The organism is Neorhizobium sp. R1-B (assembly GCF_004368875.1).
In the GTDB taxonomy this organism is placed as follows: domain Bacteria; phylum Pseudomonadota; class Alphaproteobacteria; order Rhizobiales; family Rhizobiaceae; genus Neorhizobium; species Neorhizobium huautlense.
In genome coordinates this window covers 1-13,795 of the sequence record NZ_SOEM01000016.1, presented here as the reverse complement: position 1 = coordinate 13,795, position 13,795 = coordinate 1, and the positions used below count along the sequence as shown (strand labels likewise).

Here is a 13,795-nt window from a genome sequence, read left to right as displayed (position 1 = left end):
GACCGTTCCGAGTCGGTTGACAGCACTATAGGAATAAAATAGAACAAATAAAGAACAATTTGCCTGTGGATTAAAATTCATGAATGCCCAACCGGGCATGTCGATGGGCTAAAGTGATACGATTGGTTTCAAGGCCGCAAAGCAGGCGGCGGATGAGGTGAAAGTTATGGCTGGTAGCGTGAACAAGGTGATCCTGATTGGAAATGTAGGCGCCGATCCGGAAATTCGCCGCACGCAAGACGGTCGGCCGATCGCCAATCTTCGCATCGCGACTTCCGAGACCTGGCGCGACCGCAATTCCGGCGAGCGGCGGGAAAAGACCGAATGGCACACCGTCGTGGTCTTCAACGAAGGCCTCTGCAAGGTCGTCGAGCAGTATGTGAAGAAGGGCGCAAAGCTCTATATCGAAGGCGCGCTGCAGACCCGCAAATGGCAGGATCAGACCGGCAACGACCGGTATTCGACCGAAATCGTGCTGCAGGGGTTCAACTCGACGCTGACGATGCTGGACGGCCGGGGTGAGGGCGGTGGCGACCGCGGAGCCCGCGGCGGCAATGACTTCGGCGGTGACGACTTCGGCGGCGGCTATGGCGGTGGAAATGATCATGACCGCCGGTCCTCGGGCGGTTCCAGCGGCTCGAGCCGCGGCGGCAATCAGCCTGCCGGCGGCAATTTTTCCCGCGATCTCGACGACGATATTCCGTTCTGATCCAAGCGGCACTCGCCGGGCGGGTATGCCCGCGGGCAACCGTCCGACCGCCATTAGGCGGAGAGGCGTGTTTCCGTATTCTGGTTCGCGCTGTCTGCGAGCATCGCCACCAGCACGTCCGACTGCGATAGTATCCCCACCAGCTTGTTGGTTCCGCCGGTCACCGGCAGATAGTGCAGCCCTTCTTCTGCAAAGATGACGATCGCGTCGGCAATGGGCGTGTCGGGCGCAACGGTCCGGACCGGTGTGGTCATGATATCCTTGACGGTGTCGTTCGGGGCGCTTGCCCCGGACAGCATAAGCCGAATCCGCTGAGCAAAGCCAATTCTCGGGCGCCCCGTGGTCCAGGTCGCCTTATCCAGGAAATCCGTCTGAGTGACAATGCCCACGACCTCGGCACGGTCGTTGGTGACCGGCAACGCCCGGAAATGGTGGCTGCGCATCACGTCCTGCGCTTCTTTCAGCGAATTGTCGGGCGCGACCGCCACTACATCGCGAGACATGATGCTGGCGCAGTCGAGATGCGTTGCGCGTCTCCGGTAGGATCGCAGTTCGGTTCTTCTGAGGATAGTCTCCAGGTCTTCGCGGTCGATATCCAGAAACTCATCGTATTCCTTCAGGACATCGTCGAGGTCGGCTGAAGTAAAGCCGATCCGCTGCATCGGAGCGGGATCGGCGGTACCGTGATCGGTTGCCGGCGGCTTTATGGAATGAGGGTAGGGGCGCCCCGTCAGGTTGTTGAAGACCAGGGCAAGAAGCAGCAGGGCGAGCGAGTTGCCGGCGACCGGCCAGAATACGAAACCGTATCCCAGATCATGAATGGCAGGCCCGCCCAGAACGGCGGTCAGCGCGATGGCTCCGCTTGGCGGGTGCAGGCATCGCAGTGCCATCATCGCAGCGATTGCGACGCCAATGGCGATCGCGGACGCCAGGAACGGGTCCTCTATCGCGAGCGCCGTGGTGACTCCTACAAATGCGGCAACGATATTGCCGCAGAGAATCGACCAGGGTTGGGCGAGGGGACTGGACGGGACCGCGAACAAAAGGACGGCGGAGGCTCCCATCGGCGCGATCAGCGCCGGAAGAGAGGCGTCGGCTCGCAGCGCCAGACTGCCGAGCAAACCTGTTGCGAGGATCCCGGCCAGGGCTCCCGAGGCTGCGCGCAACCGTTCTTTCACACTGATGGAGGTGGCTTCGGGAAAAAGCCGCCGCAACACACGCCGCATGGCAAAACCTTCTTTGATTCTCTTTGCCGCGGCTTTTAGCAGAAAAACCTGCAATGTCGCGCCATATGACGTTTTCGAAATATTACAGATTGAAGGCCGAGCGAACGCCGTCGAGCACGAACTGCACCGAGAGAGCGGCCAGGATGACGCCGAGCAGGCGCGTGAGAATTGCTCGGCCGGTCACGCCGAGGAAACGGTCGAGCCGTTCCGCGACCAGAAGCGTCACGTAGACGAGCCCCATAATGAGTGCGATGACGCCGATCAGCAGGGTCCGGTCGAGTGGGCCCGGGAAGGCGCCGGCGAGCAGTACGGTGGCGGAGATCGCACCAGGCCCGGCTATCAACGGAAGAGCCAGCGGAAAGACAGCGATATTGTGAAGGTGGTCGATCGTGATTGCGGCCTGGGACGTCTTCTCCTTCCGTTCCTGGCGCTTTTCGAAGACCATTTCGAAGGATATCCAGAAAAGCAGCAAACCGCCCGCAATGCGGAAGGCGCCGATCGATATTCCGAGCAGACCCAGGACGTTCGATCCGAACAGCGCAAAGAGCGCCAGGATGCCGAACGCGATCAGGGAGCCGCGAAAGGCGACGTGGCGGCGCTGGATTCCCGTCATGCCGACCGTCAGGCCGAGAAAGACCGGCGCCAGCCCCGGTGGATCGAGCGTTACGAGCATCGTGGTCAACGCATTGACCAGCATATCGGGGCTTGCCATATCTTCTCCTGGACCTCTGCGATCCTTGCAGTTGGACTTGAAGATTGTTAGGACAGGCGCACGGTTTAGGAAAGCCCGCCTCACGGCTTTCCGCCGTCGTCGCGTCCCAGGAGAAATGCCTGGAAAAGACCGCAAAAGCTGTTCAAAACGACGGTGGAAATTGGCGCTCGGAACCGCTTTCCGCTATAAAAAAGAAACTGATTCCGAACAGAGATCGTGATCCGATTTGACTGAGCAAAGCACACCCGGCGGCGGAAAGCTGCCTCCAGGCATTGAACCCATTTCCATTATGGAAGAGATGCAGCGGTCCTACCTCGATTACGCCATGAGCGTGATCGTCAGCCGCGCACTTCCAGACGTGCGCGACGGACTGAAACCGGTCCACCGGCGCATCCTTTACGGCATGTCGGAACTCGGCATCGACTGGAACAAGAAATACGTCAAATGCGCCCGCGTGACCGGGGACGTGATGGGTAAATTCCATCCGCACGGCAACTCGGCGATCTATGACGCGCTGGCGCGCATGGCGCAGGATTGGTCTCTCCGCCTGCCGCTGATCGATGGTCAGGGCAATTTCGGCTCGATCGACGGCGACCCGCCGGCGGCCGAACGTTACACCGAATGCCGCCTCGAGAAAGCCGCCCACGCCCTGCTCGACGATCTCGACAAGGAAACCGTCGATTTCCGCGACAACTACGATGGCACGCTCTCCGAGCCTGTCGTGGTTCCGGCGAAATTCCCGAATCTTTTGGTCAACGGTGCAGGCGGCATCGCCGTCGGCATGGCGACCAACATACCGCCGCACAATCTTTCCGAGGTTATCGACGGCTGTATCGCGCTGATCGACAATCCGGCGATCGAACTACCCGAGCTGATGCAGATCATCCCGGGTCCCGATTTCCCGACCGGCGCGATGATCCTTGGACGCTCCGGAATCCGGTCGGCCTATGAAACCGGACGCGGATCCGTGATCATGCGCGGCCGTGCCACGATCGAGCCGATGCGCGGCGACCGCGAGCAGATCATCATCACCGAAGTTCCCTTTCAGGTGAACAAGGCGGCGATGGTCGAAAAAATCGGCGAACTGGTGCGCGAAAAGCGTATCGAAGGCATTTCCGATCTGCGTGACGAGTCCGACCGCCAGGGCTATCGCGTCGTGGTGGAGCTGAAGCGCGACGCCAATGCGGAAGTGATACTCAATCAGCTTTATCGCTATACGCCGCTGCAAACCTCGTTCGGCTGTAACATGGTGGCTCTCAACGGCGGCAAGCCGGAACAGCTCACCCTGATCGACATGCTGAGGGCTTTCGTGTCCTTCCGCGAGGAGGTCGTCAGCCGCCGCACGAAGTATTTGCTGCGCAAGGCGCGTGAACGTGCGCATGTCTTGGTCGGTCTGGCCATTGCCGTCGCCAATATAGACGAGATCATTCTTCTGATCCGCCGCGCGCCCGATCCGCAGACTGCGCGTGAGCAGTTGATGACACGCCGCTGGCCTGCTCAGGATGTCGAGGCGCTGATACGCCTCATCGACGATCCGCGCCACCGGATCAATGACGATGGCACCTATAATCTGTCCGAGGAACAGGCCCGCGCCATCCTCGAGCTTCGTCTGGCCCGCCTGACGGCGCTCGGCCGCGACGAAATCGGCGACGAACTTAACAAGATCGGGGCCGAGATCAGCGATTATCTGGACATTCTGTCGTCGAGACTGCGCATCCAGCAGATCGTCAAGGACGAAATGGCCGAGGTGCGCGACGAATTCGGCACGCCGCGCCGCACTGAAATCATGGAAGGCGGTCCGGACATGGACGATGAGGATCTCATCGCCCGTGAAGACATGGTCGTGACCGTTTCCCATCTTGGTTACATCAAGCGCGTGGCGCTAGGCACTTATCGTGCTCAGCGCCGCGGCGGCAAAGGCCGGTCCGGCATGGCGACGCGCGACGAGGATTTCGTCTCGCGCCTGTTCGTCGCGAACACCCATACACCGGTTCTGTTCTTCTCCTCGCGCGGCATCGTGTACAAGGAAAAGGTCTGGCGTCTGCCGATCGGTACACCGCAATCGCGCGGCAAGGCGCTGATCAACATGCTGCCGCTGGAACCCGGCGAACGCATCACGACGATCATGCCGCTGCCTGAGGATGAATCCACCTGGGATAACCTGGATGTGATGTTCTCGACGACTCGCGGCACCGTTCGCCGCAACAAGCTGTCGGATTTTGTTCAGGTGAACCGCAACGGCAAGATCGCCATGAAGCTCGAGGAAGAGGGCGACGAAATCCTCTCGGTCGAGACCTGTACCGATCAGGACGACGTGCTGCTGACCACCGCTCTCGGCCAGTGCATTCGCTTCCCCGTCGGCGATGTGCGCGTCTTTGCCGGCCGCAACTCGATCGGCGTACGCGGCATCACGCTCGGCGATAACGACCGCATCATCTCCATGACCATTGTCGGCCATGTGGACGCAGAGCCCTGGGAGCGTGCCGCCTATCTCAAGCGCTCTGCAGCCGAACGTCGCGCCGCTGGTGTGGATGAAGAGGATATCGCTCTCGTGGGCGAGGAAGTCACTGAGGAAGGGCAGCTTTCCGACGAGCGTTATGAGGAGCTCAAGGCGCGCGAGCAGTTCGTGCTCACGGTCTCGGAGAGGGGTTTTGGCAAGCGGTCGTCTTCCTACGACTTCCGCACCTCGGGCCGCGGCGGCAAGGGCATCCGCGCCACCGATACCTCCAAGACGGCGGAGATCGGCGAGCTCGTGGCTGCCTTCCCGATCGAGGACGCCGATCAGATCATGCTCGTATCCGATGGTGGTGTGCTGATCCGCGTGCCGGTCAACGGCATCCGTATCGCCAGCCGTGCGACCAAGGGCGTGACAATCTTCTCGACCGCCAAGGATGAAAAGGTCGTCTCGGTCGAGCGCATCAGCGAGCCGGAAAGCGACGACGAAAATGGCAACGGCCTGCCGGAAGAGATAACCGCCGAAACCGGCGATCTCGGCTCCGCTGCGGATGAAAATCCGGCAAATGACGAGGGTGCGGCCGAATAGGCCGGCCCGTCCCGGAAAGTGAATAAAGTAAAAGCCGGAGGATCAAGGATCCTCCGGCTTTTCTTTGAACCGACTGCGACGGGAGTCTGCTAAAGCTCAGTTCGCTACTGTCAAATCGTCAGAACGCGCTGTGTCGTTTTGCGAAGTCCCGAAAATCCTTCATATCGTCGCGCTCGCGGCGAAGCTCGGAAATCGTGGAGGCCACGGATGCCACGAACATGATGCTGATCAAGCCTGCAAGTACAGTCAACGTCACGAACATGGTCATCCTTTCTCGCGAGCGTATCGCTCAGTAATAGGAGAGGTCGTTGTAACGACCGGTCACCTGCGGATAGTTCAGATCTGCCAAATCGGATTTATCTTGATAAAGGGTGACTGTTGCCGTCAGCATTACAGCGATCATTGCCGTCCACACCAGGTTGATCATGGTGATCTTGTCAGGCATGACCGTTTTCCTTTTCGCGATCATCTCCGTCTGTCCTTCTCGTTTGCCTGAACGCGCCTGGCGCAAACAGGTTCCACGGCATTTTGAGAGAAACTTACCTAGGCCGCTCTGAAGCATCCTTGAACGCTCTGTTCATCTGGCGTTCAGAATTGGGTTCGTCAGGCCCAGCTCGTCTCGTAAGCAACGACTATGGCTTCCGCAGCCAAGGCAAGAACAACCGCGGTCAATACCATGACTGCCAGCATTCCCTTCGTTTCTCCCTCGGTATGGACGGATTGTCTCCGTCACGATGCCTATAGACCATACTCGCTGTGAAACGCGCTTGAACGGGCCATTCATCTCCTGTTCAGAAAGGGGGAGGCGCTTGCGGATGCCCCGCTTCCATGACAAAAGGCGCAGGAAATTCTGTTGAAACAGGCCAAGACGTAAAGCATGACGACCGCTTTTTATCCCGGCTCCTTCGATCCGATGACGAACGGCCATCTGGACGTGCTTGTGCAGGCGTTGAACGTTGCCGATAAACTCATTGTCGCGATCGGCATTCATCCGGGCAAGGCGCCGATGTTCTCCTTCGAGGAAAGAGCGGACCTGATCCGGGCCTCACTCGAGGAGGTGTTGCCGGGGCGTGCCGACAGCCTGTCCATCGTCTCCTTCGACCGGCTGGTCGTTGATGCTGCCCGCACCAACGGTGCGGGGCTCCTGATCCGCGGCCTTCGTGATGGCACTGATCTCGATTATGAAATGCAGATGGCCGGCATGAACCGCCAGATGGCGCCGGATATCCAGACCGTCTTTCTGCCGGCTGGCGTCGCCACTCGCCCCATTACCGGCACATTGGTCCGGCAGATCGCCTCCATGGGCGGCGATGTGAGTGCCTTCGTTCCCGCGGCGGTCCTTAACGCGCTGAACAACAAGCTGAAACGCTGATCGTTTCCGAAATCCGGAGTATTTGTCATGAAACTGTTTCGTCTCGCTATCGCCGGCGCTTTCGCCTTTGCTTCGATGATCCTGCCGGCTTCGGCAGCACCTGACGACTTTCTGACCGTCCAACTCAAGGACGGGCCGGTTGTGATCCAGCTGATGCCGGAAACGGCGCCCAAACATGTGGCCCAGGTCAAGGCGCTTGCTGCCAAGGGAGCATACGACAATGTCGTGTTCCACCGGGTGATCGACGGATTCATGGCGCAGACCGGCGACGTCGAGTTCGGCAAGCAGGATGGCAAGAACTTCAATCCGGCGCGCGCCGGCACCGGCGGCTCCGACCTTCCGGACCTTCCGGCCGAATTCTCGAAGGTGCCGTTCCAGCGTGGAACCGTCGGCATGGCGCGTTCACAGGATCCCAATTCCGCCAATTCGCAGTTCTTTATCATGTTCGATGAGGGTTCGTTCCTGAACGGACAGTACACGGTGGTCGGCAAGGTCGTGTCCGGCATGGAATTCGTCGACAAGATCAAGCGTGGCCAGGGCCGCAACGGCGAGGTGACGAACCCCGACAAGATGATCAAGGTCACCGTCGGCAAGAAGTAAGCAAAAGGTCGCCCAGTCGCGGACGAACGTCCCGGGCGCCGTATAAAGGAGAAGGCACATGGCCGAGATCAAGGATCCGGAAAACACTCTCATCATGGAAACGACCAAGGGCAAGGTCGTCATCTCGCTCCTGCCGGATCTGGCTCCCGGCCATGTCGCGCGCATCAAGGAGCTTGCTCGCGAAAATGCCTATGACGGCGTGGTATTCCACCGCGTCATCCCGGATTTCATGGCCCAGACCGGCGACGTGAAGTTCGGCAAGCAGGGGGGCGAGAGCTTCAACCCGGCACGTGCCGGCATGGGCGGCTCCGAAAAGCCGGATCTGAAGGCTGAGTTTTCCGCCGTGCCTCATGTCCGCGGCACCTGCTCCATGGCTCGCTCGCAAAACCCGAACTCGGCAAACTCGCAGTTCTTCATCTGCTTTACGGATGCTCCGTGGCTCAACAAGCAGTACACGGTCTGGGGGCAGGTTATCGAAGGCATGGACTTCGTCGACCAGATCAAGAAGGGCGAGCCCGTCAAGGATCCGGATTCGATCGTTTCGCTGCGGGTCGCTGCAGACGTCTGATATCAATCGAACGAAGGCCCGCTCTGCCTTTTCGGCGGGGCGGGTTTCGCTTTTCTGGATTTTTCAATGCGCGTTGATCTGTTCGATTTCGATCTGCCGGAGGAGAATATTGCGCTGCGGCCTGCCAGCCCTCGCGACAGTGCACGGCTGCTCGTCGTCCGGCCCGATGGCGAGCCGCTGCTTGCCGATCACTGCGTGTCCGACTTGGCGCGCTTCCTCAGGGCCGGCGACGCGCTGGTTTTCAACGACACGAAAGTGATCCCGGCGCAGCTCGAAGGCCAGCGGATCAGGGAGGGTGGCAACGAACTTCCGGTGTCTGCGACCCTTCACATGCGTGCCGGCCCCGAACGCTGGAAGGCATTTGCCAGACCTGGCAAGCGTATCAAGGTCGGCGACCGCATCGCCTTCGGCCATACCGGCAATGCCTGTCTGCTCGGGACTTTGAACGCAACGGTCGAGGCAAAGGGCGAGGGGGGTGAAATCACCTTGCTGTTTGATCTCACCGGACCTGCGCTCGACGAGGCGATCATGGCCGTAGGGCACATCCCGCTGCCGCCCTATATCGCTGACAAGCGGCCCGAGGACGATCGCGACCGGAAGGACTACCAGACCATCTATGCCAGGGAGAGAGGCGCCGTAGCAGCTCCTACCGCTGGCCTGCATTTCACGCCGGAGCTGTTTGCGGTGCTGGACGCTGCAGGTATCGAGCGACATTTCGTGACGCTCCATGTCGGCGCCGGTACATTTTTGCCGGTCAAAGCCGATGATACGGCTGATCACAAGATGCATGAGGAAATCGGTCACGTAAGCGCCGAGACGGCGGCGCGGCTGAATGCCGTAAAGGCGAGGGGCGGTCGGATCGTCTGCGTCGGCACGACCTCGTTGCGTCTCATCGAAAGCGCCGCGAGTGAAGATGGCCAAATTCACGCCTGGAGCGGAGCGACGGATATTTTCATCACGCCCGGTTATCGCTTCAAGGCCGTAGATATTCTGATGACCAATTTCCACCTGCCAAAGTCGACGCTTTTCATGCTGGTGTCGGCTTTTTCGGGGCTCGAGACCATGCGCTCGGCCTATACCCACGCAATCCAATCCGGCTACCGCTTTTATTCCTACGGCGACGCAAGCCTTCTTTTCCGGGCCTCAAAATGACCGAGACGTTTCAGTTCAATCTCAAGGCTACCGATGGCGGCGCGCGTCTCGGCGAGATCACCAATCCTCGCGGCGCGATACGGACACCGGCCTTCATGCCGGTTGGGACTGTCGGCACTGTGAAGGCGATGTACCTGGACCAGGTACGCGATACCGGCGCCGATATCATACTCGGCAATACCTATCACCTGATGCTGCGTCCGGGCGCGGAACGGGTCGCACGTCTGGGTGGCCTCCACAACCTTATCCGCTGGTCCCATCCGATCCTGACCGATAGCGGCGGGTTTCAGGTCATGTCCCTTTCGGGCCTGCGCAAGCTCGATGAGAAGGGCGTCACCTTCAAGAGTCATGTGGACGGCAGCCTGCATCATATGTCCCCGGAGCGTTCTATCGAGATCCAGGGTCTGCTGGGCTCCGACATCCAGATGCAGCTCGACGAATGCGTGGCCCTGCCGGCGGAGCCCAAGGAGATCGAAAGGGCTATGGAATTGTCCCTGCGCTGGGCGGAGCGTTGCCGCGTCGCTTTTGGGGACCAGCCAGGCAAGGCAATGTTCGGCATTGTGCAGGGCGGCGATCAGCCGGACCTTCGCATCCGCTCTGCAGAGGGATTGAAGCAGCTGGATCTCAAGGGTTATGCGGTCGGCGGCCTTGCTGTCGGAGAGCCACAGGATGTCATGCTGAAGATGCTGGAAACCACGTTGCCAGTGCTGCCAGCGGAAAAACCGCGTTACCTGATGGGCGTAGGTACTCCCGATGATATCCTGAAATCCGTGGCCCGCGGCATCGACATGTTCGACTGTGTCATGCCGACCCGCTCCGGCCGTCATGGGCTGGCATTCACGCGGCGGGGCAAGGTCAATATCCGCAATGCCCGTCATGCGGAAGACCTGCGCCCGCTGGACGAGGAGTCGGACTGCCCGGCTGCACGCGACTATTCCCGCGCCTATCTGCACCACCTGGTCCGTTCCGACGAAGCCCTCGGCGGCATGCTGCTCTCCTGGAACAACCTGCATTATTACCAGGATCTGATGAAGGGCATTCGCCAGTCGATTGCAGAAGGCCGTTTTGGCGATTTTTATGCGGAGACCCAGGAAACCTGGGCAAAGGGCGATATCGACCCGGTGTGAGGCTGCGGGCAAGGAACGGAAGGATCAGATGCCCTGGCTTGCGGTATTGCGGATCATCCGCACGCCATTGACCTTGTAGCTTCCGTCATCCATCAACCGCATCTCGTAGATGGCGGTCCAGTCCTTGCCTTCCTTGGCGCTGATCATCACCTCCTGCAGCACGACCTCGCCGCCGCCGATCATTTTCGAGCGGCCGAAAGCATAGTTGCCCGCGTGATAGACGGGCTCGTAAGTCTCGCGCACCATATTCAGGAACTGATCTTGGCTCGGATAAAGGCTGCGGATGCCGGGTGAGGCGAAAGAATAGGCTTTCTCCGCGTCATTTTTCTTCAATGCATCGATCTGGTTGGAAATAACGGCCTGAGCTTCCGCAACTGGGTCTTCCGCTCTGGGAGAGGTGGAGGAAAAGAAAACGAAACTCAGAACGACGGCAAGAAATCGAACGGACATCGGCTCTCTCCAGGTGCGGGTATAAGAAGCGTAGCGCCTTTCCGTGGAAGGGGAAGATGGCGCCTGCAAATTTTTCAAGCAGAGCCTTGGAAACAGCAGCCGAACCCAAAACGATGGCCGCTGCGGGCGAGGGAGTCTTAATCAGCCTCTCGCCGATTTTCCTCTTCTCTTGCCGATGCAAGGCTGCCTTCCGTTATCAGTTCTTGTCGGCTTCCTCCGCCGCTGGCAGGAATGGTTCGGGATCTGTGATTCGCCCGGACAGCAATTTCATGAAGTTTCTTTTGCCTCCCGCGCTGCTTTATTTCAGCAACGCCATATTGTTCATTTCGCTCTTTACGCGGCTGCCGGCCATCCAGGCTTCGATGGGCATCGACAAGGCTATTCTCGGATTTGCCTTGTTGAGTGCGCCCGTCGGGACGTTTCTGGCGCTGCCGATCGCCGGTCGCGTCACGGATAGATTCACCCCGAGGCTGACGGCGCTCGCCACTTTGCCGCTTTGCGCCTTGCTGACGCCCGCGCTGACCATTCTGCCGGTCGGCGGTTTCGTTCTGTGCTTCTTTCTCTTCGGGTTCTTTCGCACGATTTTCGATGTTGCGGCCAACATGATTTCGGCGGGTATAGAGCAGCGCAGCGGGACGAAGGTGCTGGCGCGCTCCCACGGCTTCTGGTCGGTTGGGCTTCTGGTCGGCTCCCTGTGCTCAGGCTTTCTGGCCGAGAAGGCGATAACGCCCTTTGTCCAGCAGACGCTGGCGGCTGGGTTCGTGATCGTAGCCTGTCTGCTGGTATTCGCTGTTACGCCAAGAGACGTCTCTCCCGAAACCCAACCGGACCGAAAACGATCGGCTTACGTCCTGCCGGACCGTACAATCCTGCTGATCTGCGTGATGGTGTTCGGTCTCTGCATCGTCGAAGGCGCGATTTACGATTGGGGGATATTCTTCCTCCGGGAGGAGCTTGGCGCCGATCCGGCAGTCGCGGGCGTGCTCTACGCCGCCTTCACGATCGGCATGGGCTTGACCCGGCTCTCGGGGGATATGCTGAGGGACCGTTTCGGCCCCATCATCCTGGTGCGGGCGTCGGCTGTTTTGGTTGCCATGGGCATCGCGCTTCTGGTGACCGCGCTCGGCCCTATATCCGCAGGAATAGCGCTTTTTCTGATCGGTTGCGGTGTGGCACTCGCCTTTCCTTTGGCCGTCTCGGCGACTATCACGCTCGGCAAGGGGAAGCCCTCGGAAAATCTCGCGGCGCTATCGCTGACATTGATGCTCTCGACCATCGGTGTCCCGCCGCTTCTGGGATTCATTGCCGAGCACGTCAGCCTCGTCGCGACATTCCTGGTCCTGTTGCCCTGCGTTGTCGTAAGCTTCCTAATGGCACCCGTTTCTGACGGCCGGCGTCCATCGCGGCTTTGGCGGTTCAAATAGAGTGTGGGAAAAGCGGGCAGGGCGCGGGTGCCCCTAAATTGGCCACAAGAATGGATAATGGGTTGAGCCCGTGGGCCTTAGCCGTTACGACGATGAAATTGATTGCCGAAAGCAGGTGACACTGTGATCGACCCTTATGAGATGCTTGGTGTTTCCCGCGAGGCGGATGGCGCTGCCATCAAATCGGCCTATCGCAGACGTGCGAAAAGCGTCCACCCCGATACCGGCGGCGACGTCGACGCCTTCAGTAAGCTCACCATGTCCTATGAATTGCTGTCGGACCCGGTCCGGCGCAAAGTCTATGACGATACCGGCTACGATCCTGAACTTGCAGATACCAAAGACCTGCAGGGGCTTGTGATCCTGGAGACGCTGGTCAATGAGATCATCCTGGACGAACGCGAACCGGGCAGTTTCGATCCGGTCGCGGCCATGCGCCGAAAGCTGACCGACAAGATCGTCAATGCGCGCTTCCATATTCTCGAAATGGAGCGGCACAGGGCGAGAATCCGCAACCACATCGACCGTATCGGCAGAAAACCGGATGCGGACGTCCTCGGGCGCATGCTGAAATCGCGCTGCGAAGCCATCGACGATGCGATTAGCAAGGCGGAGACGGAAATCGGGAATATCGAGCAGGCTTATGGCATGCTCGACGGATATTCCTACGAACTCGAAGCGCCGGAGATCAAGAGTGCCGCCGAGTAATGTTCGCCGGGCGGACCTGACATCGTGCCTTGCTTCCAAAAACAGTTTTAGCTGGTTATTTCCAAAGGATTTTCCATGACGCTGACCTTGCGTGAGGCAGTCCGTGAAGATGCGGCGACGCTTCTCGGTTTCATTCGCGAACTGGCGATCTACGAGAAGGCCGAACACGAAGTTGCCGCGACCGTCGAAACAATCCAGGAATCGATCTTCGGACCAAAATCGGTGACGCGCGCTTTGATATGTGAACACCATGGCAAACCGGTCGGCATGGCCATTTGGTTCTACAGCTATTCCACCTGGCAGGCCAGGAACGGACTCTACCTCGAGGACCTTTATGTCACGCCCAAGGCCCGTGGCTTGGGTGCCGGCAAGGCCATGCTGAAGCGGCTGGCGCAGATCGCACTGGAGAACGGCTGCGGCCGCTTCGAATGGAGCGTGCTCGATTGGAACGAGCCGGCGATCCGTGTCTACGAAGCGATCGGCGCCGATCCGATGAACGAGTGGATTCGCTATCGGCTGACCGGCGACAGGCTGAGGTCTTTCGCAAACAGCTGAGAGCGTTGTAACCCGAGGAGGGCAAGCCATTCGCCGCGCACTCGCTGCATGATACAATGTCAAAGCTGAATAGGGCTGCGACGCTGTTATCCAGTTAGAAGCGCGACACTGGCTCTGATGATCAGCCCCCGATCCGGCCGGCTGGGCCG

Annotated in this window: 15 protein-coding genes; 10 read left to right on the top strand and 5 right to left on the bottom strand. The window is 59.6% G+C overall.

Annotation, left to right across the window (positions count from 1 at the left end; translation table 11 throughout):
* The first annotated feature begins 166 nt into the window (after positions 1-166).
* Positions 167-709 (top strand): single-stranded DNA-binding protein, encoded by a 543-nt coding sequence (locus EDE05_RS19360; RefSeq protein WP_105373781.1) that lies wholly within the window; start codon positions 167-169, stop codon positions 707-709.
* A gap of 53 nt (positions 710-762) precedes the next feature.
* On the opposite strand, the gene EDE05_RS19355 is transcribed toward EDE05_RS19360, so the two are convergent.
* Positions 763-1,935, bottom strand: coding sequence for an HPP family protein (locus EDE05_RS19355; RefSeq protein WP_132412891.1), 1,173 nt, complete (start codon positions 1,933-1,935; stop codon positions 763-765).
* 82 nt (positions 1,936-2,017) lie between these two features.
* Positions 2,018-2,647, bottom strand: coding sequence for a MarC family protein (locus EDE05_RS19350; protein WP_105373780.1), 630 nt, complete (start codon positions 2,645-2,647; stop codon positions 2,018-2,020).
* A gap of 226 nt (positions 2,648-2,873) precedes the next feature.
* Here EDE05_RS19350 and gyrA point away from each other — a divergent pair, with 226 nt between their 5' ends.
* Entirely contained in the window at positions 2,874-5,690 is a 2,817-nt protein-coding gene (gene gyrA, locus EDE05_RS19345) for a DNA gyrase subunit A (RefSeq protein WP_134102429.1), read from the top strand.
* Between the two features lie 118 nt (positions 5,691-5,808).
* On the opposite strand, the gene EDE05_RS26940 is transcribed toward gyrA, so the two are convergent.
* Positions 5,809-5,958, bottom strand: a complete 150-nt coding sequence (locus EDE05_RS26940) for a hypothetical protein (protein ID WP_166675481.1) — start codon at positions 5,956-5,958, stop codon at positions 5,809-5,811.
* 21 nt (positions 5,959-5,979) lie between these two features.
* A complete protein-coding gene (locus EDE05_RS26935; protein WP_157949089.1) occupies positions 5,980-6,135 on the bottom strand; it encodes a hypothetical protein in 156 nt (51 codons plus the stop codon).
* A gap of 432 nt (positions 6,136-6,567) precedes the next feature.
* Here EDE05_RS26935 and coaD point away from each other — a divergent pair, with 432 nt between their 5' ends.
* From coaD to tgt, 5 genes are all read left to right on the top strand, one after another.
* The gene (gene coaD / locus EDE05_RS19340) at positions 6,568-7,062 is read left to right on the top strand and encodes a pantetheine-phosphate adenylyltransferase (protein WP_112798067.1); all 495 of its coding nucleotides are present in this window, start codon (positions 6,568-6,570) and stop codon (positions 7,060-7,062) included.
* 27 nt (positions 7,063-7,089) lie between these two features.
* Positions 7,090-7,662 (top strand): peptidylprolyl isomerase, encoded by a 573-nt coding sequence (locus EDE05_RS19335; RefSeq protein ID WP_105373776.1) that lies wholly within the window; start codon positions 7,090-7,092, stop codon positions 7,660-7,662.
* Positions 7,663-7,720: 58 nt separating this feature from the next.
* Positions 7,721-8,230: a peptidylprolyl isomerase gene (locus EDE05_RS19330; RefSeq protein WP_105373775.1), complete on the top strand. Its 510-nt coding sequence runs from the start codon at positions 7,721-7,723 to the stop codon at positions 8,228-8,230.
* Between the two features lie 66 nt (positions 8,231-8,296).
* Positions 8,297-9,382, top strand: a complete 1,086-nt coding sequence (gene queA, locus EDE05_RS19325) for a tRNA preQ1(34) S-adenosylmethionine ribosyltransferase-isomerase QueA (protein ID WP_132412895.1) — start codon at positions 8,297-8,299, stop codon at positions 9,380-9,382.
* On the top strand, positions 9,379-10,509 hold the full coding sequence (tgt, locus tag EDE05_RS19320) for a tRNA guanosine(34) transglycosylase Tgt (protein ID WP_132412897.1): 1,131 nt from the start codon (positions 9,379-9,381) through the stop codon (positions 10,507-10,509). Before queA ends, tgt begins: the two co-directional genes overlap by 4 nt.
* Before the next feature lie 24 nt (positions 10,510-10,533).
* Here the strand turns inward: tgt and EDE05_RS19315 are convergent, their stop codons facing one another.
* Complete coding sequence (locus EDE05_RS19315) at positions 10,534-10,959, bottom strand: DUF4864 domain-containing protein (protein WP_132412899.1); 426 nt, start codon at positions 10,957-10,959, stop codon at positions 10,534-10,536.
* A gap of 269 nt (positions 10,960-11,228) precedes the next feature.
* Here EDE05_RS19315 and EDE05_RS19310 point away from each other — a divergent pair, with 269 nt between their 5' ends.
* From EDE05_RS19310 to EDE05_RS19300, 3 genes are all read left to right on the top strand, one after another.
* Positions 11,229-12,383, top strand: coding sequence for an MFS transporter (locus EDE05_RS19310; protein ID WP_165924253.1), 1,155 nt, complete (start codon positions 11,229-11,231; stop codon positions 12,381-12,383).
* Positions 12,384-12,506: 123 nt separating this feature from the next.
* Positions 12,507-13,091 carry a J domain-containing protein gene (locus EDE05_RS19305; protein WP_105373851.1) on the top strand — a complete coding sequence of 195 codons (585 nt, stop codon included), beginning with the start codon at positions 12,507-12,509 and terminating at the stop codon, positions 13,089-13,091.
* 75 nt (positions 13,092-13,166) lie between these two features.
* Positions 13,167-13,646 (top strand): GNAT family N-acetyltransferase, encoded by a 480-nt coding sequence (locus tag EDE05_RS19300; RefSeq protein WP_132412903.1) that lies wholly within the window; start codon positions 13,167-13,169, stop codon positions 13,644-13,646.
* Positions 13,647-13,795 lie beyond the last annotated feature (149 nt).